Raw genomic sequence first — 22,737 nt, forward strand, 5'->3', positions numbered from 1 at the left:
GTTTCTGTTAGATTGACCTCATAGATTGGTCTAAACCACATAGCCCTTCCGGGCCCCCGAAGCCCCTCTCAGAACGGCAGGCCAGCGTGGAAGTTGTCATCGTTGCGGACGCCCGGTCGGGCGGCGAGATCATCGCCGAGGCCATGGGGCGCCTCCTGCGGCGCAAGCCGGACGCCCTGCTCGGTGTGGCCACCGGTTCCACCCCGCTGCCCGTCTACCAGGCCCTGGCGGCCGCGGTGCGCGCCGGCTCGGTGGACACCGCGCGGGCGCGGATCGCCCAGCTCGACGAGTACGTGGGCCTGCCCGCCGAGCACCCCGAGTCCTACCGCTCGGTGCTGCGGCGCGAGGTGCTGGAGCCGCTGGGCATCAGCATGGACGCCTTCCTCGGTCCGGACGGCACGGCCACGGACGTACAGGCCGCGTGCGAGGCGTACGACCGCGCGCTGGCCGAGGCCGGCGGAGTGGACCTCCAGCTGCTCGGGATCGGCACCGACGGGCACATCGGGTTCAACGAGCCGTGCTCCTCCCTCGCCTCGCGCACCCGGATCAAGACGCTGACCGAGCAGACCCGGGTGGACAACGCGCGCTTCTTCGACGGCGACATCGAGCAGGTCCCGCACCACGTGATCACCCAGGGCATCGGCACGATCCTGGAGGCGCGGCACCTGGTGCTGCTCGCCACCGGGGAGGGCAAGGCGGACGCGGTCGCGGCTACGGTGGAGGGGCCGGTCGCGGCGGTGTGCCCGGCGTCCGCGCTCCAGCTGCACCCGCACGCGACGGTCGTCGTCGACGAGGCCGCCGCGTCCAAGCTGAAGCTCGCGGACTACTTCCTGCACACCTTCGCCAACAAGCCGGAGTGGCAGGGCATCTGAGGGCGCCGCCCCTCCTCCCCCGCGCACACCACCGCCGGCCATGACGAAGGCGCCGGGCTCCCGTTCAGGAGCCCGGCGCCTTCGTCGTGACGGCACTCAGGCGGGCGTGGCCCCCGCGATGACCTCAGCCGCCGCGCGGCCGCACACACGGGCCGCGCCGTGGGTGGCGATGTGCAGGGCGCCGCGGGGCGGGGCCTGCGGGACGCCCATCTCGACGACGACCGTGTCCGGGCGCGCCGTGAGGAGGGTGTCCAGGGCCGCCGTCATCCAGGGGTGCCGGTGCTCGTCGCGGACCACCGCCACGATCCGCCGCTCCCCCGCCGCGACCAGCGCCTCGTGGCCCGCCTCCGCGCCCGTGAAGCCGCCGGTCCCGGTCCCCGGCAGCAGGCGGCCCAGCTCGGCGGCCACACCCCACGGGGTCTCGTCCCCGACGGCGATGTTCGCGACCGGGGTGAGCGCGGCGACGTAGGGCGGGTCGGTGACCGGGGTGAAGCCGTCGCCGCCGGTGAGTCGCAGCGCACGGCGGGCGGCGATCAGGCCGACATCGGCCCGCCCGGTGCTGCGGCCGGCGCGGGCCGGCGCCTCGTCGGTACCGGCCGCCGCCGTGCCGTGTGCGGCTGTGGCTGTCCAGCGGGCCAGTGCCCGTACCCGCTCCGCCGCGTCCGCGAGACGCTGTTCGGGGAGTTCACCGGTGCGGACGGCGGTGACCAGGGCGTCGCGCAGGCGGCGTACCGTCTCGTCGTCCGCCAGGCCGCCGCCCACGCAGATGGCGTCGGCGCCGGCCGCGACGGCGAGGACGCTGCCGCGCTCGATGCCGTAGGTCGCGGCGACGGCCTGCATCTCCATGCCGTCCGTGACGATCAGGCCGTCGTAGCCGAGTTCCTCGCGGAGCAGGGTGGTGAGGATGCGCGGGGACAGGGTCGCCGGCCGGGCCGGGTCCAGGGCGGGGACCAGGATGTGCGCGCTCATCACGGCGCGGGTGCCGGCCGCGATGGCGGCGCGGAACGGGGTCAGTTCGCGTTCCGTCAGGACCGCGGGGTCGGCGTCGATGCGCGGCAGCGCGTGGTGGGAGTCGACGGCGGTGTCGCCGTGCCCCGGGAAGTGCTTGGTGCAGGCCGCCACGCCGGCCGACTGGAGGCCGGTGACGTAGGCGGCGGTGTGCCGGGCGACCAGGCCGGGGTCGGCGCCGAAGGAGCGGACCCCGATGACCGGGTTGGCGGGGTTGGAGTTCACGTCGGCGGAGGGCGCCCAGTTGAGGTTGACGCCGCACTCCGCGAGGCGGCGGCCCAGCTCGGCGGCGACCTCCAGCGTGAGCGCGACGTCGTCCACCGCGCCCAGCGCGTGGTTGCCGGGGAAGCTGGAGCCGGTGCGCACCTCCAGCCGCGTGACATCGCCGCCCTCCTCGTCGATCGCGACCAGGACGTCGTCCCGTTCCGCGCGCAACTGCGCCGTCAGCGAGGCGAGTTGTTCGGGCGAGGCGATGTTCCGCCCGAACAGACCCACCGACGCCAGGCCCTCGCCCAGGCGGCGCAGCAGCCAGTCGGGGGCGGTGGTGCCGGGGAATCCGGGTTGGAGGACCGTCAGGGCGTCACGGGTGAGAGTGTCGGTGCCGCTGGCGATTGTCGTCATCGGGGGCGTTATCCCTTCACGGCGCCCGCGGTCAGCCCCGCGGCCATCTTGCGCTGGACGAGGAGGAACAGGGCGACGATCGGTAGGGCCATCATGGTGGCGCCGGCCATCATCGGGGCGTACTCGGTGCCGTGCTTGGTGGAGAAGTTGCTGAGCCAGACGGTGGCCGTCTGGTTCTTCTGGCTGAGCAGCATCAGGGCGTAGAGGTACTCGTTCCATGCCTGGATGAAGGCGTAGACCGAGGTGGCGACCATGCCCGGGGCCAGCAGGGGGAAGACCACCCGGACGAAGGCCCCGGTGCGGGAGCAGCCGTCGACCATCGCGGCCTCCTCCAGCTCCTTCGGGATGTTGACGATGAAGCCGCGCAGCGTCCACACCGTGAAGGGGAGGATGAAGGTCAGATACGTGATGATCAGGCCCGACAGCTTGTCGTACTGGTTCAGGTCGTTCAGGAGCAGGAAGACCGGGATGATCATGGCGACGAGCGGGACCATCTGGACGGCCAGGATGCCCACGATCACGACCTTGCGGCCGCGGAAGGCGAACCGGGAGATGGCCAGGGCGGCCAGCATGCCGACGACGACGCCGATCGCGACGACCGCCAGGGAGACGAGCAGGCTGCGGCCCACCGGACCCCAGAAGTCGGCGATGTGCAGCGCGCGGCTGAAGTTGTCGAGGGTGAGTCCGGTCGGCAGCACGCTCGGGTCCGGGTCGATGGCGTCCTTCGCCGGCTTGAACGCGGTGTTCAGCATCCAGTAGACGGGGAAGCCCGCGACGGCGAAGACGAGCAGGCCGAGGAGGTTCCAGCCGGACTTCGACCTGCGGCGCCCGGAGCGGCTGCCCGCCCGGCTCGCCTCGGAGGCAACGGCGCTCATTCGACCTCTCCGATCTTCAGCATCTGGCGCATGTAGACGGCGACCACCCCGAGCAGCAGCAGCACGGTGATCAGGGCGATCGCCGAGCCCTGGCCGTAGTCGTTGACGACGAAGGCCCGGTCGTAGGAGTAGGTCGTCAGGATCTGGAACTCGGCTTCCGGGTGTCCGTTGCGCATGACGAAGACCTGGGGGAAGACGCCCATGTCCCAGATGACCGACAGGGTCGTGAGCATCACGATGATCGGCTTGAGGATGGGCAGGGTGACGTACCGGAAGACGCCCCAGGCGCCCGCGCCGTCGAGGCGGGCGGCCTCCTCCAGTTCGGCCGGGACCTGGGTCAGGCCGGCGCTGAGGGTGATGACCACGAAGGGCACGGCGCCCCAGACGACCAGGAGCATGATGACCGCCAGCCCCTGCGGTCCGCTGGCGAACCAGTTGTGGCCGATCAGTTCGACGCCCGGCAGCCTGCTCAGGACCGCGTTGAGGATGCCGTAGTCGGCGTCGAACAGCCACTTGAAGACGGTGGTGGCGACGATGACCGGCATTCCCCAGCTGGCCACGAGCGCGATGTTGACGAGGGTCTTCACCCAGCCGGAGACCCGCTGGAGGAGCAGCGCGATCAGCATGCCGATGACCATCGTGAGGATCACGCAGCCGGCCGCGAAGACGATCGTGCGGAGGACGACCTGCCAGAACTCGCCGTCCTCCAGCACACCCGTGAAGTTGTCGATGCCGACGGACTCGGCCGGCTGGAAGCCCCACAGCTGGGACTGCCCGAACTTCTGGAAGGAGAGGGTGACCAGCCGGACCAGCGGATAGCCCATCACCAGGGCGAGCACAAGCAGGCAGGGGGCGAGGAGCAGCCAGGGGGTCGCGGCCCCGCCGGACCTCCGGCCGCCGCGTGGTCTTGGCACCACGGGTGGTGGTGGCGGTGACTGCCGCGTCGGCGGCACTTTGGCAGTGGTCGTGTCTGCGGCACTCATCCGCGCGCTCCTCAGCGGTCCCTCGGGTCGTACGAAGGCGAAGCCCCGTACGGGTCGTACGGGAGGCAGGGCCCCGCCCCGATGAAGCTCTCCGGGGTCGACGGGGCCCTGCCCTCAGGTCACTTGTTGTTGATGACCTTGTCGATCGCGGCGTCCGCGTCCTTCGCGGCGGCCTCGACCGTCTTCTTGCCGGTGCCGATGCTCTGGAGCATGGTCTGGAGCACCTGGGCCTTCTCGACCTGGCCCCAGCCCGGAGCCATCGGGACGAACCAGTTGGACTCGGCCGCGGTGGCCGGGACCGCGGTGGCCGGGTCGCTCTTGAGGGTCGCGAGGTCGGTCTTGTTGTTGGGCAGGTTGCCCTTGGCGATCAGACCCTTCTGGCCGGACGGGCCGGTGAAGGCGTTGATCCACTCGGCGGCGAGGGCCTGCGCGTCCGACTTCACCGGGACGGCGAGGTCGGAGCCGCCCAGGAAGACGGGCAGGTTCTTGCCGGACGGGCCGGGCATCACGAAGTTCTCGACGTTGTTGGCGAGCTTGCCGGTCTTGTCGTTCTCCTTCGCCGCGGCGGTCGCGCCCTCCCAGGCGGGGGCGAAGATCATGCCGGACTTGCCCTGACCGTAGACGATGTAACGGTCGGACTCGTCCTTGGTCTTGTCGCCGTGCATGTACTTGTCGAGGACGTTCTTGAACTCGTTGAGGCCCTTGAGCGACTCGGGCGAGGACAGGTTGGCCTTCCACTGGCCGCCGTCCTCCTTGGCGATCGAGCCGCCGGCGTCGTACACGAAGGACATGGCCGCGTACCAGTCACGGGAGGGCTGGTACCAGGCGGAGAACTTGTCGCCCTCCTTCTTCTGGACCTTGTCCAGGGCGGCGGTCAGCTCGGCGTACGTCTTCGGCGTGGTCTTGACGCCCGCCGAGGCGAAGAGGTCCTTGCGCCAGTTGGCGACCCGGCCGCCCGCGTAGTACGGCACGCCGTAGGTCTTGCCGTCGTAGGTCACCGAGGCCTTGAGGCCGTCGAGCCAGGCGGAGGAGTTGTCGAACTTGGCGGTGTCGAGGGGGGCGAAGGCACCCTTGACCATGTAACCGAGCATCTCGGTGTTGCCCATCTCGACGACGTCGGGGGCCTTGTCGGTGGCGAGAACGGCGTCGAGCTTGGCGTTCTTGTCCGGCCAGCCGTAGTACTCGTGGTTGATCTTGACGCCGGGGTGCGCCTTCTGCACCGCCGCGTCGGCGGCCTTCACGAGCTCGGGCCAGTTGTTCTGCGCGTCGACGGTGAGCCAGACCGTCAGCTCCTTGGCTTCGGTGCCCTTCGAGTCCCCGCTGCCACTGTCGTCCCCGCACGCCGCGATGGAGACCATCATGCCCGCGATACCGATCGCGGCTATCAGCTTGCGCTTCACGCCATCCTCCTCAGGGATGCCACACCCCCCGCCCACGGGCCGGGACCTCGATCTGGACCAATGGTGTAGACCAGTGCGCAGAGCTTGGCTCAGACCAATAAGCCTGTCAAGGGTGGCCGAACCCCCTCCGAACAGCCGTTATGGGACCTACATATGCAGGAACCTTTAAGTAAGAAGCCCTCGAAAACCCGAACGCCGGAGGGCCTCGCTCCGGTAGACCATTTGCCCTGGTGGACTAGACCAGCAAAGGTTGCGACGGTATACAGAGGGATCACGGAACGGTGGAGCAGCATTCCCGCGTCCGTGCCACGATGTGAGCCGCGGCCGACGGCGTGTCGGCCATTTCGGCACCCCGCAGCCGGGAAGGCAGGCCATGAGCACCGACGTCAGCAGTGCGGAGAACGAGGGTGGGGCGACCGTCCGTACCGCGCGTGTGCCCAAGTACTACCGCCTGAAGAAACACCTGCTGGACATCACGGAAACCCAGTCCCCGGGCACCCCGGTCCCGCCGGAGCGCACGCTGGCGGCCGAGTTCGACACCTCGCGCACGACCGTCCGCCAGGCCCTCCAGGAACTCGTCGTCGAGGGCCGCCTCGAGCGGATCCAGGGCAAGGGCACCTTCGTGGCCAAGCCGAAGGTGTCCCAGGCACTCCAACTCACCTCGTACACCGAGGACATGCGCGCCCAGGGCCTCGAGCCGACCTCGCAGCTCCTGGACATCGGCTACATCACCGCCGACGACCGGCTCGCCGGCCTCCTCGACATAACGGCGGGCGTCCGGGTGCTGCGCATCGAGCGCCTGCGCATGGCCAACGGCGAACCGATGGCCATCGAGACGACCCATCTGTCGGCCAAGCGCTTCCCGGCCCTGCGCCGCTCGCTGGTCAAGTACACCTCGCTGTACACCGCCCTCGCCGAGGTCTACGACGTCCGGCTCGCCGAGGCCGAGGAGACCATCGAGACCTCGCTGGCCACCCCGCGCGAGGCGGGCCTGCTGGGCACCGACGTGGGTCTGCCGATGCTGATGCTCTCCCGCCACTCGCTGGACCAGGAGGGCCGGCCGGTGGAGTGGGTGCGGTCGGTGTACCGGGGCGACCGGTACAAGTTCGTGGCACGACTGAAGAGGCCCACCGAGTAGAGGGTCTGTGGAGGGTCTTCCGCTCGGCTTATCCGTCACTTACATTGCCTGCGCATTACACCTGTAATCAAGGCGATCAGAGTGAGGGGACGGGAGCCGCCGATGTCCGACGAACGAACGAGGGAACCGGTGGTGACGCCTGCGCGCGTCGCCATCGGCCTCTGTCTGATCGCGCCCTTCGTGGCGATGCTGTGGGTGGGTTCGTACGCGAAGGTCGATCCGGCGTTCATAGGGATCCCCTTCTTCTACTGGTACCAGATGCTGTGGGTGCCGCTCTCCGCCGTGCTCACCGTGACCGCGTACAAGCTGTGGCAGCGTGACCAGCGCGGCCGCGCCGGCTCCTCGTCCGCTTCCGCGAAGGGCGGTGCGTCGGAGTGAAGGACGGCGTGAACGGCGTCGCGCTCGCCGTCTTCATCTTCTTCTTCCTGGCCGTCACGGTCATGGGCTTCCTGGCCGCGCGCTGGCGCAAGGCCGAGAACGAGCACAGCCTCGACGAATGGGGCCTGGGCGGCCGCTCCTTCGGCACCTGGGTCACCTGGTTCCTGCTCGGCGGCGACCTGTACACCGCGTACACGTTCGTCGCCGTACCCGCGGCGATCTACGCGGCGGGCGCGGCCGGCTTCTTCGCGGTGCCGTACACGATCCTGGTGTACCCGCTGATCTTCACGTTCCTGCCCCGCCTGTGGTCGGTGTCGCACAAGCACGGCTATGTGACGACCTCGGACTTCGTGCGCGGCCGGTTCGGCTCGAAGGGCCTGTCGCTGGCGGTCGCCGTCACCGGCATCCTGGCGACGATGCCGTACATCGCGCTCCAACTGGTCGGTATCCAGGCGGTGCTCGACGTGATGGGCGTCGGCGGCGGCGAGGACACCAACTGGTTCGTGAAGGACCTGCCGCTGCTGATCGCCTTCGGCGTGCTGGCGGCCTACACCTACTCCTCGGGTCTGCGGGCGCCCGCGCTGATCGCGTTCGTGAAGGACACGCTGATCTACATCGTCATCGCGGTGGCGATCATCTACATCCCGATCAAGCTCGGCGGGTTCGACGACATCTTCGCCAAGGCGGGCGAGGCGTTCAGCCAGACCAACCCGGCGACGGGCAAGCCGCGCGGCGCGCTGGCACCGGCGGAACCCGGCCAGTGGACGTACGCCACGCTGGCCCTGGGCTCGGCGCTGGCGCTGTTCATGTACCCGCACTCGATCACCGCGACGCTGTCGTCCCGCAGCCGTGAGGTGATCCGCCGCAACACCACGATCCTGCCGCTGTACTCGCTGATGCTGGGTCTGCTGGCGCTGCTGGGCTTCATGGCGATCGCGGCCGGGGTCAAGGTCACCAACGGCCAGCTGGCGATCCCGCAGCTGTTCGAGGACATGTTCCCGTCCTGGTTCGCGGGTGTGGCGTTCGCGGCGATCGGCATCGGCGCGCTCGTGCCCGCGGCCATCATGTCGATCGCGGCCGCGAATCTCTTCACCCGAAACATCTACAAGGACTTCATCAAACCGGACGCGACGCCCGCGCAGGAGACGAGGGTCTCCAAGCTGGTCTCGCTGCTGGTGAAGGTGGGCGCCCTGGTCTTCGTCCTCACCATGGACAAGACGGTGGCCATCAACTTCCAGCTGCTGGGCGGCATCTGGATCCTCCAGACGTTCCCGGCCCTGGTCGGCGGCCTGTTCACCCGCTGGTTCCACCGTTGGGCGCTGCTCGCCGGCTGGGCGGTCGGCATGGTCTACGGCACGGTCGCCGCGTACGGCGTCGCGTCCCCGACCCAGGCGCACTTCGGCGGCTCGTCGAAGGAGATCCCGGGCATCGGCGAGATCGGCTACATCGGTCTCACCGCGTTCGTGATCAACATCGTCGTCACGGTGGTGCTGACCTTCGTCCTGAGGGCGGCCAAGGCCCCCGACGGCATCGACGAGACGAAGCCGTCGGACTACACGGCGGACGCGGGCGACCCCGGCGTCGCGGTGGAACTGCCCCCGGCGACGGCGGGCGCGGGCCACTAGCGCCCGTCCGAACGCGCGGATCACCGGGCCGCGCGGATCACCGGGCCGCGCGGATCACCGGGCCGCGCGGGCCATCGGGGCGCGCGGGCCATCGGGGCGGGACCGGGCGCGGGACGGGTGCGGGACGGGTCTAGTCCCGCGTCCGTCTGGCCATCGTGGCCCAGAAGCGGTCCAGTTCGCGCACCCGCATGCCGACCCAGCGCGGGGTCTTCCTGCGCAGCCCCCGGGGCAGCCGGCGCCGGACGCCGCCGGGCAGCAGGGCCTGCTGCTGACGGCAGAACGGCTCGCGGATCTCTCCCCGGGGCAGGCCGCCCCGGGGAGGGTAGGGGCACAGCTGGAACTTGCAGCCGGGCAGACAGGTCGAGCCCGGTGCGGGCGGGGTGGACGTGCCGATGCGCAGTCCGGGCCGCAGTGGCTCCCGGTCCGTGCGGATGCACGGCGGCAACGACATCCCGGGCTGCTCCACGCGGGCCAGGCGCTCCTCGACCTCGTCCGGGTGCCCGTCCCGTTCGATGAGGTTCAGCATCACGAGCACGTCGGCGACGAGACGCTGGGCGCGCGGGTCGAGGGTGCTCCAGCCGACCGACGGGGGAATCCACAGGCTGTGCTTGCGGTACACCCCCGTGCTCCCCGCGCGGGCGCCGATGTTGTCGGCGACGCCCTTCTCGTCGATCCACAGGAACCGCTCGGGCTGCCCGGTCTCCAGGGCGAGGGCGACCAGGTCGCCGGCCTCGGCTACGAACGGATGCAGGCACCGCCGGGCCGGTTCGCCGTCCGGCCGGCCCGGCGCCGCGTTCACCGTGCCGGCCATCGCCAGCCACCGCTTCACCGTCTCCACGGCGGTGGCCCCGCCGAACCGCTGGACCGGCTGGTGCCCGTCGGACCGGCCGCCGCCGGCGTCCGGGAGTTCCCACAGGCACAGGGCCTGGAGCAGGCTGAGCTGCGCGTACCAGCAGCGTGACTGGCGGAGCACGGTCTCCGCCTGACGGATCAGGTCGGTGCGGCCTCCCAGGTGGGTGCGCGGGTGCCGATGGCGCCGGTTGGCCGCGTACTTGAAGCCCTGGGCCAGCGCGGCCTCCAGGGCGAGCGGCAGATCGGGGGCGCCGCCGGTGAACTCCGGGTCGAGGTGACGCAGCCACTTGGTGAGGCGTTCCCGGGCCTCGTCGCGATGGGCCTCGTCGACGGAGCCCAGGAGCATCGGGAGCATCCAGGCCCGCATCACGAACTCCCGGAAGAGAGCGACCCGGCGCTCCCGGTAGCGCCGGTTCAGTTCCCTGCGCTCCTCCTGGAGCCGCCCGATGTCCTCGGCCGAGGCGCCCCCTTGTGCCATACGGTCCGCGTGCGCCTGCCCCATCCGCGCGGACCACGCCTCGTACTCCCGCCTCTTCCAGGCTCTGAGTTCGTCCAGCCGGTCGTTGTACTCGTTCACGGGGTCGCTGTTCAGGCCGACCCGCTCGCGGATGACGGCGAACGCCGCGTTGCCGCCCGCGCCGAACTCCTGGGCGACCACCAGGCGGATGGAGTAGGAGGGTTCCTGGATCCCCAGCCGGAAGAACTCCCAGTACAGCGGGGTGGTGTCGATCCGGTCGGAGACCTTCCGCAGGGCGGCGCCCAGTTGTCTGAGCACTCTGCGCTTGGCGTCCCGCAGGGTGCGCCGGTCCCCCTTGATCCCGGCCCAGTGCTCCCGCACCGCGGTGACGATCGCGCTCAGCTCGCCCGGGTCGTCCTCGGCGCTCTCGATCTCCAGGGCGGCCGCGTACAGGTCCAGGGCCTTGGGGTCGTCGGTGCGGCGGCCCGCGGCGGCGCACAGCCGGTGGGCGAGCGGGCGTCCCCGCACAGGTGTCTGCCGCAGCAGTTCCGCGATCTCCTTGCGCAGCTCGGCCCGCACGCCGTGTCCCCGGGACGGGTCGTGCGCCGCCCTGTGGCGGGACAACAGGACGAGGGCGATGAGCAGTTCGCGGCTGGGGCCGGGCGGCTGGAGCGCCTGCTCGGCCAGGTCCCCGGCGCCGCGCTCCCCGAGGTGGTTCAGCAGACGGCATCCGAAGTAGGCCTGGATGATGCTGTGCGGGAAGCGGACCCGGTGCTCGAAGCCCTCCACCAGTCTGAGCTTGCCCGCGCGGGCCGCGAAGCGGGCGAGGACGGCATGGCACTGGTCCATGTTGCCCTCGCGCAGCCGCCTGCTCTCCGCCTCGCCGAGCCGCTCGCACAGCGCGTCCCAGATCCGGCGCCGGTGCCAGTCGGAGAGAGTGGTCCCGCGTCTGCCGTACCGGTCGAAGCCGTGGCCGGCCCACGCGTGCTCGGCCCGTGCCCGTGCCCGCCGCCCCGGACCGGGGTGCAGGACGTCCGGGTCGAGGAGCTCCGCGAAGCCGACCTCCAGCTTGTCCTGGAGCAGTCCGACACAGGCCAGGGCCGAGACCACTTCGAGCGTGTCACGGCGCTCCTGCGGGGTCAGCGCCACGTCCTCGCGCAGCCGGCCCTCGCACAGCGCCTCGGCCCAGGTCTCCAGCAGCCACAGGCGCAGGGTGGCGCGGTCGCGGCTGCGGGTGTTCATGTGCCGCGGATCGTCGTCCGGACGGTCGTGCTCCAGGATTCCCCGCCGGTGGAGTTCGCGGGCGATCTGGAGGTAGATCGGCGACTCGGTCACCTCCGCCGTCTCCACGATCCAGTCCACCCGGCGTTCGTCGGTCTCCGGTACGTCCGCCTCGATGAAGCGCAGCGCCTCCTCCTCGCTGAGCGGTTCCAGCACCACGATCGCTGCGGAGGTGGCCTCCAGCGGGCTGTGCGGCCGGGAGGCGATGACCAGGGGCAGCTTCTCCTCGTGGGCGCGCTCGATGGCCCGGCGGATGACGTTGTCCCGGTTGTGCTGCCGGCCGTCGCCGTCGTCGAGCAGGGCCTCCTCCAGGCCGTCGGCGAGGACGACCGGCTTGTCGTCGGCGAGGAGTTGCTGCCACACCCGGTCGGTCTTGCTGCGCGCCAGGATGCCCTTGGGCGCCTCCTGGGCGAAGCGCTGCCTCGCCAGGCGTTCGAAGTTCAGGTCGGAGCCGTCCGCCGCGTCCCGCAGTCTGACCGGCACCGGTACGGCGTGCTGACGGGCCAGCAGTTCGGTGAGCCGTACGAGGACGGCGGTCTTCCCCGCTCCGACGCCGCCGACGAGCAGATAGGGCCGCCGGGTGTCGCGTTCGCGCAGCCGCTCGGCGAGGACCTGGGCGATGTCCTCGCGGCCGACGATCTCGGCGGTGTCGTACCCGGCGGTGGGCACCAGCCGGCGCGGATCCCGCAGTGCCTTGGTGAGGTAACGCCGTTTGGTCCAGCGGTACCACCAGAACAAGAAGAGCGTGGCGGCGATCGAGGCGGCGAGGACGGGGCCGAGGAACTTGAAGACGGTGTCGAACCCGATGTTGCCCTGCCGCCACTGCTCGAACCTGGTCGTCTCCTGCGTGATGACGATGTACAGGCCCTCCCCGACCCAGGCGAGCAGTGCCAGGACGGCGACCAGCCAGATCGCCCTGGTGACGTTGGCGTAGGAGACACACCGGCGCCACTTCTTGGGTCGGGTGACACCGCGGCGGGCCTCCAGACGGATCGTCAGGGAGTGCCAGCGGCCGAGGAGTCCGTGTCCGACCCGGTGCCCCGCCCGTCGGAAGACCAGTGTGGCCATCGGCGCGTCGCGCGGTCGCTCCTTGCCGGGGGGATGGCGGACGACCCTCGTCATGGCGTTCTCCTTGCGCGTTCCGGATAAGCGGTTCCCGGGACGGAGACTCGCGGAGCGGAGAGTTCGTACGGCGCCGACGCCTTCTTCCATGGAATCACTCCCGGCACGCTCCGCAACCCGGGCGTGCGGCACACACGGGGCCGTGGACCTCGTGACACGGCAGGCCGCGCCGGGCCCGGATACACGCCCTCGGCGACACGGCGACACGGCGGCCCGCGCCCGCCCCGACGGCGGCCTCCTCGACTTCGGCGAGCGCGACCGGTGTCCGCGCGCATCGCGCGGCATGGCCGGGCGCGCGGCCGCCGCCGAGGTGCCGGTGGCCGTGGAGGACGGCCGTCTCCTCGGCGGTGTCACCTTCGTCCCCGGCGCCGGCCCGATGTCCGGGATCGCGGTCCGCGGCGAGGACGAGATCCGCGTGCCGGCGGTCGACGGGCCTCGCCCGCGGCCGGGGCGCGGGCGAGGCCCTCGTCCGCGCCCTGCCCCGCCGTGCCCGGGCCGCCAAGGGCCGCACCGCTGTCTTCCCGTCGATCCGGCGCGTGATGTGCGCGGCCCACCGCATCCACGAACGTCCGGGTTCCGTCCGCACACCAGTGCTGGACCGGAATCCCCCGCCGGACCGGAGCGATCTCACTCCGATGGCCTGTCAACTGACGCTCTGAAACCACCCCGACACAACATCTGGGGGTGGCGTGACGGGTGAGCACAAGATGTATGCTCGTGCTCGCTGTCGCCGCAGGGGAATCCGGTGCGAATCCGGAACTGTCCCGCAACGGTGTACTTGCGTGCGTCCATACCCGTATGCGCACGCCTGTTCAGTCCGAGGTCCTGCCGACAGCGTGCCCGGCCGTCCGGTCCGGGTGCCCTGACGTCCGGGTCTCGTGGAGTGGGCCGGTGGACGCGACGCCCCGCGCGCTCGTGTGCCGCCCCCTGCCCTGCGCAAGGCCCACCGCCGAGCGAGGGAGAGCCCCACGTGACCATCGCGCCAGCCGAGCCGGTTTCCGCCACCGAGCTGGAGACCGACGGTCCCGGTACCGCGTTGCTGCGGACCCTGACCGAGCTGACCGCCGACCTGCCCGACGCCGACCCCGGCCGGGTCGCCGCCGCCGCCCTGCGCGGCCGGTCCGCCCGGGCCGACGAGGCGGAGCTGCGCGAGCTGGCCACGGAGGGGGCCGCGGGCCTGATCTCCGAGGACCCCGCCTACTCGAAGCTGGCCGCCCGGCTGCTGACGATCGGCATCGCCGCGGAGGCCGCCTCCCAGGGCGTCACCTCGTTCACCGGCTCGGTGGCCGTCGGCCACCGCGAGGGCCTGATCGCCGACCGCACCGCCGAGTTCGTGCGGATCCACGCGGCCCGCCTCGACGCGCTGATCGACGAGCACGCCGACGACCGCTTCGGTTACTTCGGGCTCCGTACCCTGCACAGCCGCTATCTGCTGCGGCACCCGATCACCCGCAAGGTCGTCGAGACGCCCCAGCACTTCCTGCTGCGCGTGGCCTGCGGCCTCGCCGAGGACGACATGCCGCGTTCCGTGGACGAGGTCGCCGCGCTCTACGGGCTGATGAGCCGGCTGGACTACCTCCCGTCCTCGCCGACGCTCTTCAACTCCGGTACCCGGCACCCCCAGATGTCGTCCTGCTATCTGCTGGACTCCCCGCTGGACGAGCTGGACTCGATCTACGACCGCTACCACCAGGTGGCCCGGCTGTCGAAGCACGCGGGCGGCATCGGGCTGTCGTACTCCCGGATCCGCAGCCGCGGTTCGCTGATCCGCGGCACCAACGGGCACTCCAACGGCATCGTGCCGTTCCTGAAGACGCTGGACGCCTCGGTCGCCGCGGTGAACCAGGGCGGCCGGCGCAAGGGTGCGGCCGCGGTGTACCTGGAGACCTGGCACTCCGACATCGAGGAGTTCCTGGAGCTGCGGGACAACACCGGTGAGGACGCCCGCCGGACGCACAACCTGAACCTCGCGCACTGGATCCCGGACGAGTTCATGCGCCGGGTCAACGCCGACGCCCCGTGGTCGCTGTTCTCCCCCGCCGACGTGCCCGAGCTCGTCGACCTGTGGGGCGAGGAGTTCGACGCGGCCTACCGTTCGGCCGAGGCGAAGGGGCTGGCGAAGAAGACCATCCCCGCCCGGGACCTGTACGGCCGCATGATGCGCACCCTCGCGCAGACCGGCAACGGCTGGATGACCTTCAAGGACGCGGCCAACCGCACCGCCAACCAGACGGCCGAGCCGGGCCACGTCGTGCACTCCTCCAACCTCTGCACGGAGATCCTGGAGGTCACCGACGACGGCGAGACGGCGGTCTGCAACCTGGGCTCGGTGAACCTCGGCGCGTTCGTCGACACGGCGGCCGGCACGATCGACTGGGAGCGGCTGGACGACACCGTCCGCACGGCCGTCACCTTCCTCGACCGGGTCGTCGACATCAACTTCTACCCGACCGACCAGGCGGGCCGTTCCAACGCCCGCTGGCGGCCGGTCGGCCTGGGCGCGATGGGCCTCCAGGACGTCTTCTTCAAGCTGCGGCTGCCCTTCGACTCGGCCGAGGCGAAGGCGCTGTCCACCCGTATCGCCGAGCGCGTCATGCTCGCCGCGTACGAGGCCTCCGCCGCCCTGGCCGAGCGCAACGGCCCGCTGCCGGCCTGGGAGAAGACCCGTACGGCCAGGGGCGTGCTGCACCCGGACCACTACGGCGTGGAGTTCACCTGGCCCGAGCGCTGGGCGGCGCTGCGCGAGCGGATCGCGAGGACGGGCATGCGCAACTCGCTGCTGCTCGCCATCGCGCCGACCGCCACCATCGCGTCCATCGCGGGCGTGTACGAGTGCATCGAGCCGCAGGTGTCCAACCTGTTCAAGCGCGAGACGCTGTCCGGCGAGTTCCTCCAGGTCAACTCCTACCTGGTGCGGGACCTCAAGGAGCTCGGTGTCTGGGACGCCCGCACCCGTGAGGCGCTGCGCGAGTCCAGCGGCTCGGTGCAGGACTTCGCCTGGATCCCGGCGGACGTGCGCGCCCTGTACCGCACGGCGTGGGAGATCCCGCAGCGCGGCCTGATCGACATGGCCGCCGCCCGCACCCCGTACCTGGACCAGGCCCAGTCCCTGAACCTGTTCCTGGAGACGCCGACCATCGGCAAGCTCTCCTCGATGTACGCGTACGCCTGGAAGTCGGGCCTGAAGACGACGTACTACCTGCGTTCCCGCCCGGCGACCCGGATCGCCCGCGCGGCCCAGGCCCAGGCGCAGCCCGAGAAGACCCTCCCCGTCCAGCAGGTGACCGAGCCCGACGCCGTCGCCTGCTCCCTTGAGAACCCCGAGTCCTGCGAGGCCTGCCAGTGATGACCAGCGAAGCCAAGGCTGCACCGCCCAAGAACCTGCTCGACCCCGGCTTCGAGCTGACCCTGCGCCCGATGCGCTACCCGGACTTCTACGAGCGCTACCGGGACGCCATCAAGAACACCTGGACCGTCGAGGAGGTCGACCTCCACTCGGACGTCGCCGACCTGGCGAAGCTGTCCGAGGGTGAGCAGCACATGATCGGCCGGCTGGTCGCGTTCTTCGCGACGGGCGACTCGATCGTGGCGAACAACCTCGTGCTGACGCTGTACAAGCACATCAACTCCCCCGAGGCCCGCCTCTACCTGTCGAGGCAGCTCTTCGAGGAGGCCGTCCACGTCCAGTTCTATCTGACGCTCCTGGACACCTACCTCCCGGACCCGGAGGACCGCGCGGCCGCCTTCGACGCGGTGGAGAACATCCCCTCCATCCGCGAGAAGGCCGAGTTCTGCTTCAAGTGGATCAACGAGGTCGAGAAGCTGGACCGGCTGGAGACCAAGGCCGACCGCCGCCGCTTCCTGCTCAACCTGATCTGCTTCGCCGCGTGCATCGAGGGCCTGTTCTTCTACGGCGCCTTCGCGTACGTCTACTGGTTCCGCAGCCGGGGTCTGCTGCACGGCCTCGCCACGGGCACCAACTGGGTGTTCCGTGACGAGACGATGCACATGAGCTTCGCCTTCGAGGTGGTGGACACCGTCCGCAAGGAGGAGCCGGACCTCTTCGACGACCGGCTCCAGGAGGAGGTGACCGCCATGCTGCGGGAGGCCGTGGAGGCCGAGCTCCAGTTCGGGCGCGACCTGTGCGGTGAGGGGCTGCCGGGCATGAACACCGACTCGATGCGGCAGTACCTCGAGTGCGTCGCCGACCAGCGTCTGTCGCGGCTCGGGTTCGCCCCGGTGTACGGCTCGGAGAACCCCTTCTCCTTCATGGAGCTCCAGGGTGTTCAGGAGCTGACCAACTTCTTCGAGCGCCGTCCGTCGGCGTACCAGGTCGCGGTGGAGGGCTCCGTCGACCTGGACGAGGACTTCTGACCCTCCCTCTCGCCCCGGGCCTCCTGGGCCTCCCTGATCTGCCGGTCGGCGCGCCGGTCGCGCACGACGCCGAGCGCGGACGGGAGGACCAGGAGGACGAGGATCCCGAGGACCATGAGCATTCCGATGAGGCCTTCGATCTGGTTCGTGTTCATGGACACCAGTGTCGTGCGGAACGCTCCTGACCGTGAGTGGCAGGACTGCCGCACACCTTCAAATTCCTGCCACTTCGGGTGCACACTGGCAGCATGCTGAACAACGTGGCCGCCGTCCTCGTCGACGGCGTGCATCCTTTCGAACTCGGCGTCGTCTGCGAGGTCTTCGGCCTCGACCGCAGCGACGAGGGACTGCCGGTGTACGACTTCGCCGTGGTGTCGGCGGAGGGCCCGGTGCTGGGCACCCACGTCGGCGGGCTGACCGTGTCCACGCCGTACGGCCTGGACCGGCTGGACGAGGCCGACCTGATCGCCGTACCGGCCGCGGACGCGAACATCGACCGCGCGTACCCGCCCGAGCTGCTCGACGCGCTGCGCCGGGCCGTGGACCGCGGCGCCCGGGTCCTCAGCGTCTGCTCCGGGGTGTTCGTGCTGGGCGCCGCGGGGCTGCTCGACGGCCGGCGCTGCGCCGCGCACTGGCGGCACGCGGACGTGCTGGCCCGCCGCTACCCGCGGACCGCCGTGGAGCCGGACGTGCTCTACGTCGACGAGGACCCGGTGATCACCTCGGCCGGCACGGCCGCCGGGATCGACGCCTGTCTGCACCTGGTCCGCAAGGAGCAGGGCCCCGAGGTCGCCAACCGGATCGCCCGGCGGATGGTGGTGCCACCGCACCGGGACGGCGGGCAGGCCCAGTACATCGAGCGGCCGCTGCCCCGGTCGCGGTGCGACACCGTCGGCGAGGTGCTCGCGTGGATGGAGCAGCACCTCGACGAGGAGGTCACGGTGGAGCAGCTCGCCGAGCGTGCCCACATGTCACCGCGCACCTTCGCCCGCCGTTTCCAGCAGGAGACGGGTACCACCCCCTACCGCTGGCTGCTGCGCCAGCGGGTGCTGCTGGCACAGCACCTGCTGGAGGCGACGGACGAGACGGTGGACGCGATCGCCTGGCGGGCCGGCTTCGGCACGGCCGGCGCCCTGCGCCACCAGTTCGTGCAGGCGCTGGGTACCTCCCCCAACGCCTACCGGCGCACGTTCCGCGGCCCGCAGGCCGCCGCCTGAGCCGCGGCTCTCACCCGGGTACGGCCCGCAGCAGCAGCCGTCGCGGCCGCAGCGTGATGCCGATGTGCGTCCGGTTGTCGGAGCCCGGCGCCGCCTCGAAGCGGAACGCGGACGCCACCACCGCGGCGATCAGTGTCAGCTCCGCCATCGAGAAGTGGTCGCTCGGGCACTTCCGGTTGCCGACGCCGAACGGCGTCATGGCGTACTTCGGCACCTCCGGGGAGCGGCCGGGCAGCCAGCGGTCGGGATCGAACTCCGTGTGCCGCTCGTAGGACCGCGGATCGCGCTGCACGGCGTACGGGCTGTAGACGATGTCGGCGCCCGCAGGAATGCGGTAGCCGCCGAGCTCGGTCTCGGTCACCGCGCGCCGCGTCAATATCCACACCGCTGGATACAACCGCATGGTCTCGACGACGACATTGGCGGTGTGCTGGAGCTTTCGGACGTCGCCGAATGCGACCGGCCGGTCACCGGCGACGCTTTTCACCTCTTCGCGGATCTTGTCCACCAGGTGGGGGTGCTCGGTGAGGACATGGAGCAGGGACATCACCACGGAGCCTGCTGTTTCGCTGCCCGGGGTGAGTATCGCGATGACCTGGTCGTGGATCTCCTGTTCCCCGATCGGTTCGCCATTCTCGTCCTTCGCCTCCAGCAAAGCCGTCAGCAAATCGTTCGGCTTTTGACCGGATGCGCGGCGGTCGGCGATGATCTCGTCCACCAGCCGATGCAGATCGGCCAGCGCCCGGTTGAATTCGCGGTTGGCCGGAATCGGTACCCGATAAAGCGGACCGAGGGGCACCACCATGCGCTGGTACATACCGGCGAACAGGGTGGCGAGCGCGGAGGTGATGCGCTCGGACCGGGCGTCCATATAGCTGCCGCGCATCAGGCAGCGGGCCGAGATGCGCACGGACACCCGGAAGGACTCCGCGGTGACGTCGAGGACCTCGCCCTGCCGCCAGCGCTCGACGAGCGCGTGCGCCTCCTCCTCCATGATCGGCCCGTAGCCGGGGATGGCGTCGAGCCGGAACGCGGGCTGGATCGTGCGCCGCTGGCGGCGGTGCAGCGGGCCGTTGGCCGTGGCCACGCCCTCCTTGCCGAGCAGGCTCTCCAGGGACTCCCACAGGGGCCCCGAGATGATGAAGTCCGGGCTGAGCGCCAGGGCGCCGGTGAGTTCCGGCGCGGTGACGGCGTACACCGTCTTGGGGCCGAGCCTGAGGCGGACGATGTCGCCGTGGTCGCGGAGCCGGGCCAGGAAGGCCAGCGGGTCACGGGCCAGCTTCCAGCCGTGTCCGAGGAACGGCACCCTGCCACCGGCCAACGGTGGCTCACGCAGTTCGGGCGACGCGGGGGTCGCGGGTTTCACCGACTCGACGGTCATTTCTCACCTGCCGCTTCGTTGTTGACGTACGGGGGCGTGGACCGGTCGTCCCAGCTGTCGACCATGTATCGGCCGGACTCGTGGTGGAACCAGTAGACGGAACTGAACCAGTTCCGCATATTGCCGAGGCAGGACCGCACGGCGGCGCCCAGCCGATTTCCGCGGACCGTCCCGTCGGCGAGCCGGTCGGCGAGGAGCAGGACTTCCTGTTCGACGACGAGAAACTCGGAAATGCATTCCTCGACGCGTCGCCTGACTTCCTCCACCGCCTCTTCGAGGGTCAGCCCATGATGGGTGATGAGACTGATCCCGAGATTGTGTACCTCATCGCCCGCTATTTCCTTGGGAAGCGAGCAGAGGTCGTTGTACCAGGCGGCGAATTCCTGACTCAGCAGCGCCGCGCGGCGAAATGCGGGGTGTTTCCTCACCGGGTCCGGGAGTTCTTGTCCCGCGCTCGGCTCGAGCAGGTCGGTCCAGATCCAGTGTGCGAAGGTGAGCCGACGCAGCGCCAGATATTCCTCGACCCCTGGAACGCGCCCTTCGATTCGGTTGTGGAATTCACGGTCGTACGCGTCGATCACGGCGTGGAAGTGCCGGACGAACCGGGCGTTCCAGGTGCCGGGAAGGAAGGAGTGCAGCCGGCCCACGCTGTCCGCGAGCCCGGCGACCAGCGGATCCGGGTGACGCAGATGGTCCGCGGGCGAGTCCAGGGCCGCATGCAAGCGGAACCTGAGCCGCCGCCAGGAGGACGTACGGCCGTGCACGACGTCACGGTCGTGCCGGTCGTCCCAGACGAAGAACCACGCGCTGTAGTCGGCGATGGCCTGCATGACCTCGTCGGGTGCGCCGAGGTAGAAGCCCGCCATCAGGTCGGTGTAGCAAAGTCCGTCGGCATATTCTGCGACCTTGTCCGCCGGCATCAGGCGCATTTCCAGCAGCCAGGAGCGCGTCCTCTCCTGCAACTGAGGCCAATACGGATGCAGTTGCCGGGAAAACGCCGCCTCGATGACCGGAAGAGAGAGCGAGGGAGGGACCGCGGGCGCGGTCACCGTCGCTGTGGTGCTGTATGTGGTGCTGTATGGGAAAGCTGGCACGGACAACCCCTCTCAGCCGCCAGTGGGCACACACCCCTCCCCCCGTGCCGGGCGTGCGCCGTTGCGTATCCCCGCACTTCCCATTCAGCACTACAACTGACCGTTCTGGGAACGGATTTGCTTCATTCACCACCCCAACATGCCGAGAATCCACCCCCACGTGACTGGTTACGGATCAGCAGATGTGCAGTAGATGTGCGTAAGCGATCGAACGTCCGTCGGACACACGAACGACGCCCGGCCGGGGGGATCCCGGCCGGGCGTCGTCGTGCTGCGGGTGGGCTCAGTCGTTCGCGACCACGGGATAACGGGGCTCGTTCTCGGCCATCTGCCGCAGGGCGTCCTTGCGTTCACGCTTGGACAGGCGGTCGATGTAGAGGTACCCGTACAGGTGGTCGGTCTCGTGCTGCAAACACCGAGCGAAGTATCCGGTGCCGCGCACCTTGATCGGGTTGCCCTTCTCGTCCTGCCCGGTCACCTCGGCGTAGTCGGGACGGGCCAGCGGCGCGTAGGCAGTGGGCACCGACAGGCAGCCCTCGTTGCTGTCGTCCAGCCGGCGCCTCTCGGCGGGCAGTTCGACCAGCTTCGGGTTGCACACGACGCCGGTGTGCCGGGCGCCCTCGTCGTCCGGGCAGTCGTAGACGAAGACCTTCAGGTCCACGCCGATCTGGTTGGCGGCCAGACCCACGCCCTCGGCGGTGTGCTGCGAGGCGAACATGTCCGCGACCAGCTGCCGCAGCTCCTCGCCGAACTCGGTGACGTCCTTGCACTCCTTGTGCAGCACCGGGTTCCCGACGACGGTGATCGGCCGCGAGGTGCCGGCCTCACGCCATGCCAGCTCGCGCGCCTCCGCCTCCTCGGTGTCGATGACGAAGCCCTCGTCGTCCACGGGGAGCACGCCCGCGTGCTGCTGATCGGTGTCCTGCTGGGCCATGACCGACGATGCCTTCCTCAAACAGACAGGGGGTGAATGCTCGATACAGGGTACGGGCAGCGCGCCCCCTCGGGGGCGGGGGGAACGGCGCGACCAGCCACGACGAACAGGCGACCGAAAGCGGTCAGCAGACCTCTTCCAGGTCCCGCCAGTCCCTGGAATCGGGGCTGTCGGCGACCCACCCGTCCAGCAACCCCCGGACCAGGGAGGCCGGCGCGGCCACCCCGCACTCCCGCTCCGGCACCCACAGCTGCCCGTCCGTCCGGTGCCCGAGCGGCCCCGGATGCCCCGGCTCGCTGTGGTCGTGCGGGTCGAGATGCTCACCGTCCCCCTCGTCGGACGGCATCCGCGACTCCGAGCACATCCGGCAGAGCAGCCGCACCGACGACGACCAGTCCTCCGCCGCGAAGCCCGCGTCGGCCGCCAGCTGCTCCAGCGCGTCCCGGTCCGACTCGGTGGCCGCCTCCAGCAGGACGACCCAGGTCGGCACGGGCGACGGCGCCCACAGCTCGATCTCGTCGAAGACCGGGTAGGAGTGGCCCGTGGCGGTGGTCCGCTCGCCGTGCGGCACCCCGTCGTGCAGCACGACCTCGCCCCAGCGCCGCCCGGACGAGGGCAGCGGGATGGACAGCACCTCCATCCGCGCCGGGTCCAGCCGCCGCCCCCACACCACCTCGGCCTCGCCCTCGGGCGACAGCCGGACGGCCGCGCTGCCCAGCTCCATGCCGACCGGCTCGCCCGCGCCTATGGCGTCGCCGGGCACCCGCAGGCCGTACGCCTGCCAGGCGCGGCGGGCCAGCGGCCAGTCCTGGAGGGCGGTGGCCGCGATGCCGACGTTCCACCAGTCGGGGGCCCCGGTCTCGCGGTCGAGCAGGGCGACGGCCCGCAGCCCCGCCGTGCGGGCCTGCTCCCAGTCGTGCCGGAACTTGTGCAGCAGCGCGAGGTTGAACCAGGACTCGGACAGCCAGGGTTCCAGATCCGCGGCACGTGTCAGCAGCGCGCCCGCGTCCTCGTACCGCCCGTCGCCGATCAGCGTGAACGCGCGGTCGGTGGCCTGCCGCCAGGAGGCGGAGGGCCGGTGCCGTCCCTTGCCGAAGATCCTCACGATTCCCGCCTGCCAGTTCC

At 70.4% G+C, this 22,737-nt stretch carries 17 protein-coding genes, 1 pseudogene and 1 riboswitch; of the genes and pseudogenes, 8 read left to right on the plus strand and 10 right to left on the minus strand.

Features of this window, described 5'->3' with window-relative positions; all coding sequences use genetic code 11:
* Window positions 1-86 precede the first annotated feature (86 nt).
* The gene (gene nagB, locus AOQ37_RS07060; protein WP_062642256.1) at window positions 87-872 is read left to right on the plus strand and encodes a glucosamine-6-phosphate deaminase; all 786 of its coding nucleotides are present in this window, start codon (window positions 87-89) and stop codon (window positions 870-872) included.
* 96 nt (window positions 873-968) lie between these two features.
* Here nagB and AOQ37_RS07065 read toward each other — a convergent pair whose 3' ends face one another.
* The 4 genes from AOQ37_RS07065 to AOQ37_RS07080 all read right to left on the minus strand — a co-directional run bounded on the left by AOQ37_RS07065 (window position 969) and on the right by AOQ37_RS07080 (window position 5,759).
* Entirely contained in the window at window positions 969-2,501 is a 1,533-nt protein-coding gene (locus AOQ37_RS07065; protein ID WP_062642259.1) for a glycoside hydrolase family 3 protein, read from the minus strand.
* Between the two features lie 8 nt (window positions 2,502-2,509).
* Window positions 2,510-3,376 carry a carbohydrate ABC transporter permease gene (locus AOQ37_RS07070; RefSeq protein WP_062642260.1) on the minus strand — a complete coding sequence of 289 codons (867 nt, stop codon included), beginning with the start codon at window positions 3,374-3,376 and terminating at the stop codon, window positions 2,510-2,512.
* Complete coding sequence (locus tag AOQ37_RS07075; RefSeq protein WP_062642263.1) at window positions 3,373-4,359, minus strand: carbohydrate ABC transporter permease; 987 nt, start codon at window positions 4,357-4,359, stop codon at window positions 3,373-3,375. The genes AOQ37_RS07070 and AOQ37_RS07075 overlap by 4 nt, the downstream gene beginning before the upstream one ends.
* Window positions 4,360-4,478: 119 nt before the next feature.
* The gene (locus tag AOQ37_RS07080) at window positions 4,479-5,759 is read right to left on the minus strand and encodes an extracellular solute-binding protein (RefSeq protein WP_062642265.1); all 1,281 of its coding nucleotides are present in this window, start codon (window positions 5,757-5,759) and stop codon (window positions 4,479-4,481) included.
* 373 nt (window positions 5,760-6,132) lie between these two features.
* Between AOQ37_RS07080 and AOQ37_RS07085 the strand changes: the two genes are divergently transcribed.
* From AOQ37_RS07085 to mctP, 3 genes are all read left to right on the plus strand, one after another.
* The gene (locus AOQ37_RS07085) at window positions 6,133-6,897 is read left to right on the plus strand and encodes a GntR family transcriptional regulator (protein WP_057603350.1); all 765 of its coding nucleotides are present in this window, start codon (window positions 6,133-6,135) and stop codon (window positions 6,895-6,897) included.
* Window positions 6,898-6,999: 102 nt separating this feature from the next.
* Window positions 7,000-7,275: a DUF3311 domain-containing protein gene (locus tag AOQ37_RS07090; RefSeq protein ID WP_062642267.1), complete on the plus strand. Its 276-nt coding sequence runs from the start codon at window positions 7,000-7,002 to the stop codon at window positions 7,273-7,275.
* Window positions 7,272-8,900 (plus strand): monocarboxylate uptake permease MctP, encoded by a 1,629-nt coding sequence (gene mctP, locus AOQ37_RS07095; protein ID WP_062642269.1) that lies wholly within the window; start codon window positions 7,272-7,274, stop codon window positions 8,898-8,900. Before AOQ37_RS07090 ends, mctP begins: the two co-directional genes overlap by 4 nt.
* Window positions 8,901-9,030: 130 nt before the next feature.
* Here the strand turns inward: mctP and AOQ37_RS07100 are convergent, their stop codons facing one another.
* On the minus strand, window positions 9,031-12,612 hold the full coding sequence (locus AOQ37_RS07100; protein ID WP_062642271.1) for an NACHT domain-containing protein: 3,582 nt from the start codon (window positions 12,610-12,612) through the stop codon (window positions 9,031-9,033).
* 142 nt (window positions 12,613-12,754) lie between these two features.
* Between AOQ37_RS07100 and AOQ37_RS42100 the strand changes: the two are divergent.
* From AOQ37_RS42100 to AOQ37_RS07115, 3 genes and pseudogenes are all read left to right on the plus strand, one after another.
* Window positions 12,755-13,271: pseudogene (locus tag AOQ37_RS42100) on the plus strand (GNAT family N-acetyltransferase).
* A 52-nt stretch (window positions 13,272-13,323) separates the two neighbouring features.
* Window positions 13,324-13,459: riboswitch (cobalamin riboswitch) on the plus strand.
* Between the two features lie 123 nt (window positions 13,460-13,582).
* A complete protein-coding gene (locus tag AOQ37_RS07110; protein WP_062642274.1) occupies window positions 13,583-15,958 on the plus strand; it encodes a ribonucleoside-diphosphate reductase subunit alpha in 2,376 nt (791 codons plus the stop codon).
* A complete protein-coding gene (locus AOQ37_RS07115; protein WP_062642275.1) occupies window positions 15,958-16,986 on the plus strand; it encodes a ribonucleotide-diphosphate reductase subunit beta in 1,029 nt (342 codons plus the stop codon). The genes AOQ37_RS07110 and AOQ37_RS07115 overlap by 1 nt, the downstream gene beginning before the upstream one ends.
* Here AOQ37_RS07115 and AOQ37_RS40795 read toward each other — a convergent pair.
* On the minus strand, window positions 16,899-17,141 hold the full coding sequence (locus AOQ37_RS40795) for a hypothetical protein (RefSeq protein ID WP_199824946.1): 243 nt from the start codon (window positions 17,139-17,141) through the stop codon (window positions 16,899-16,901). The two genes, AOQ37_RS07115 and AOQ37_RS40795, sit on opposite strands and share 88 nt — an antisense overlap.
* 93 nt (window positions 17,142-17,234) lie before the next feature.
* On the opposite strand from AOQ37_RS40795, the gene AOQ37_RS07120 reads away from it, so the two are divergent.
* On the plus strand, window positions 17,235-18,203 hold the full coding sequence (locus AOQ37_RS07120) for a helix-turn-helix domain-containing protein (protein WP_062642525.1): 969 nt from the start codon (window positions 17,235-17,237) through the stop codon (window positions 18,201-18,203).
* Between the two features lie 10 nt (window positions 18,204-18,213).
* On the opposite strand, the gene AOQ37_RS07125 is transcribed toward AOQ37_RS07120, so the two are convergent.
* The 4 genes from AOQ37_RS07125 to AOQ37_RS07140 form a co-directional block, all read right to left on the minus strand.
* Window positions 18,214-19,584: a bifunctional albaflavenone monooxygenase/terpene synthase gene (locus tag AOQ37_RS07125; RefSeq protein ID WP_062642276.1), complete on the minus strand. Its 1,371-nt coding sequence runs from the start codon at window positions 19,582-19,584 to the stop codon at window positions 18,214-18,216.
* Window positions 19,581-20,678: an epi-isozizaene synthase gene (gene cyc1, locus AOQ37_RS07130; RefSeq protein ID WP_199824947.1), complete on the minus strand. Its 1,098-nt coding sequence runs from the start codon at window positions 20,676-20,678 to the stop codon at window positions 19,581-19,583. Before cyc1 ends, AOQ37_RS07125 begins: the two co-directional genes overlap by 4 nt.
* Window positions 20,679-20,961: 283 nt before the next feature.
* Window positions 20,962-21,612 carry a peptide deformylase gene (def, locus tag AOQ37_RS07135; RefSeq protein WP_062642277.1) on the minus strand — a complete coding sequence of 217 codons (651 nt, stop codon included), beginning with the start codon at window positions 21,610-21,612 and terminating at the stop codon, window positions 20,962-20,964.
* Between the two features lie 124 nt (window positions 21,613-21,736).
* Window positions 21,737-22,717, minus strand: coding sequence for a tetratricopeptide repeat protein (locus AOQ37_RS07140; RefSeq protein WP_062642279.1), 981 nt, complete (start codon window positions 22,715-22,717; stop codon window positions 21,737-21,739).
* Between the last annotated feature and the right edge of the window lie 20 nt (window positions 22,718-22,737).

Origin of the sequence: Streptomyces maremycinicus (assembly GCF_001184025.1) — a bacterium.
Taxonomy (GTDB): Bacteria; Actinomycetota; Actinomycetes; order Streptomycetales; family Streptomycetaceae; genus Streptomyces; species Streptomyces maremycinicus.